Origin of the sequence: [Roseibacterium] beibuensis, assembly GCF_039542305.1 — a bacterium.
Classification (GTDB): Bacteria; Pseudomonadota; Alphaproteobacteria; order Rhodobacterales; family Rhodobacteraceae; genus Roseibacterium; species Roseibacterium beibuensis.
Genome location: NZ_BAABHW010000012.1, coordinates 1 through 2,500, shown reverse-complemented (window position 1 = coordinate 2,500; position 2,500 = coordinate 1). Strand labels below are relative to the sequence as shown.

1 tRNA gene and 2 rRNA genes (1 of these 3 cut by a window edge) are annotated in these 2,500 nt (G+C 56.0%); all 3 read left to right on the top strand.

From position 1 onward, the window contains the following. Positions 1–1,748: ribosomal RNA gene (locus ABD923_RS19030) — 23S ribosomal RNA — on the top strand (it extends 1,079 nt beyond the left edge of the window). A gap of 141 nt (positions 1,749–1,889) precedes the next feature. Beyond that, positions 1,890–2,004 (top strand): 5S ribosomal RNA (gene rrf, locus ABD923_RS19025). Between the two features lie 85 nt (positions 2,005–2,089). Beyond that, positions 2,090–2,166: transfer RNA gene (locus ABD923_RS19020), tRNA-Met, on the top strand. The last annotated feature ends 334 nt before the right edge of the window (positions 2,167–2,500 follow it).

The following is a 2,500-nucleotide window of genomic DNA, read 5'->3' as shown; positions in this document are numbered from 1 at the left end:
GTTGGCTTAGAAGCAGCCATCCTTTAAAGATAGCGTAACAGCTCACTGGTCTAAACAAGTTGTCCTGCGGCGAAGATGTAACGGGGCTCAAGCCATGAGCCGAAGCTGAGGACTGCGTATGCAGTGGTAGCGGAGCGTAGTGTGAATAAACCCATGTCTCCTTACCCGGTTCGCCGGGATTGGAGACGCGGGTTTTACTGTGAAGCCGGGGCGTGAGCCATCCGGTGGAGTGATCACTAGCGAGAATGATGACATGAGTAGCGACAAACAGGGTGAGAGACCCTGTCGCCGAAAGTCCAAGGGTTCCTGCTTAAAGCTAATCTGAGCAGGGTAAGCCGACCCCTAAGGCGAGGCCGAAAGGCGTAGTCGATGGGAACCAGGTTAATATTCCTGGGCCATGTGGTGGTGACGGATCGCAGGTGTAGTTCAACCTTATCGGATTGGTTGGGCTGCTGAGCGGTTCCTGGAAATAGCCCCACTATAAGATCGTACCCTAAACCGACACAGGTGGACTGGTAGAGAATACCAAGGCGCTTGAGAGAACGATGTTGAAGGAACTCGGCAAAATACCTCCGTAAGTTCGCGAGAAGGAGGCCCAGTTTCTACGCAAGTATTGACTGGGGGCACAAACCAGGGGGTGGCGACTGTTTACTAAAAACACAGGGCTCTGCGAAGTCGCAAGACGACGTATAGGGTCTGACGCCTGCCCGGTGCCGGAAGGTTAAAAGGAGGAGTGCAAGCTCCGAATTGAAGCCCCGGTAAACGGCGGCCGTAACTATAACGGTCCTAAGGTAGCGAAATTCCTTGTCGGGTAAGTTCCGACCTGCACGAATGGCGTAACGACTTCCCCGCTGTCTCCAACATCGACTCAGCGAAATTGAATTGCCTGTCAAGATGCAGGCTTCCCGCGGTTAGACGGAAAGACCCCGTGCACCTTTACTACAGCTTCACACTGGCATCAGGCACAACATGTGCAGGATAGGTGGTAGGCTTCGAAGCAGGGACGCCAGTCTCTGTGGAGCCTCCCTTGAGATACCACCCTTGTTCTGCTTGATGTCTAACCGCGGTCCGTCATCCGGATCCGGGACCCTGTGTGGCGGGTAGTTTGACTGGGGCGGTCGCCTCCTAAAGCGTAACGGAGGCGCGCGAAGGTTGGCTCAGAGCGGTCGGAAATCGCTCGTTGAGTGCAATGGCAGAAGCCAGCCTGACTGCGAGACTGACAAGTCGAGCAGAGTCGAAAGACGGCCATAGTGATCCGGTGGTCCCGAGTGGAAGGGCCATCGCTCAACGGATAAAAGGTACGCCGGGGATAACAGGCTGATGGTGCCCAAGAGTCCATATCGACGGCACCGTTTGGCACCTCGATGTCGGCTCATCTCATCCTGGGGCTGGAGCAGGTCCCAAGGGTACGGCTGTTCGCCGTTTAAAGAGGTACGTGAGCTGGGTTTAGAACGTCGTGAGACAGTTCGGTCCCTATCTGCCGTGGGTGTAGGATACTTGAGAGGAGTTGCCCCTAGTACGAGAGGACCGGGGTGAACGATCCACTGGTGGACCAGTTGTCATGCCAATGGCAGTGCTGGGTAGCTATGATCGGAAAGGATAACCGCTGAAGGCATCTAAGCGGGAAGCCCCCCTCAAAACAAGGTATCCCTGAGGACCGAGGTAGACCACCTCGTCGATAGGCCGGAGATGTAAGCGCAGTAATGCGTTCAGTTGACCGGTACTAATTGTCCAATAGGCTTGATTTGATCCAGTAGAAGCCAGGCTTCGAACGATCCTTAAGCATCACCAACAGTGTACATGACTTGGATATTTGTGTGCCTCTCACGCCTTCGTGCTCAAGTAGCGCGAACGCGCGGTAGCACACAAAACACGTGTTTCTTCCTCGGTTTGGTGGTCATAGCGTAAGCAAAACACCCGGCTCCATTCCGAACCCGGCCGTTAAGTGCTACTGCGCCGATGGTACTGCGTCTTAAGACGTGGGAGAGTAGGTCACCGCCAAACCTAGAAAGAAACACACAAAAACGTATCTCTCAAACGATGAAAACATACCTCGGATCACCAAAATTAGGTCCCTCCGAGGACTTGGCGCGGGGTGGAGCAGCCCGGTAGCTCGTCAGGCTCATAACCTGAAGGTCGTAGGTTCAAATCCTACCCCCGCAACCAAAATCACTTGCCGCACGCCCGCCCCATCACGGCGGGCGCCGGCATTTGGGACACACCCACTGTCACACAACGACAAAATCGTTCCGAGTTCCCCACTAAGCGCGATCCGGTGTCCACTCCGTGCTTCTGGATCAGCGCTCAGCGTGACGTCCTCAATAAGGCCGCGCAGGTGGTCCGCCGCTTCGGATCGCGTGTCCGGCTCGTTCAGGGCGCTGGCAAGGTCACCGACCTTGTTGGCGCAGGTCGCAAAAAGACCCGGATGACTCGCCACCGCCACCGCCACCGCCTCCGGCTCGCGCAAACTGGCAAGCTCCGTCCCGAAACCTCATCGCCC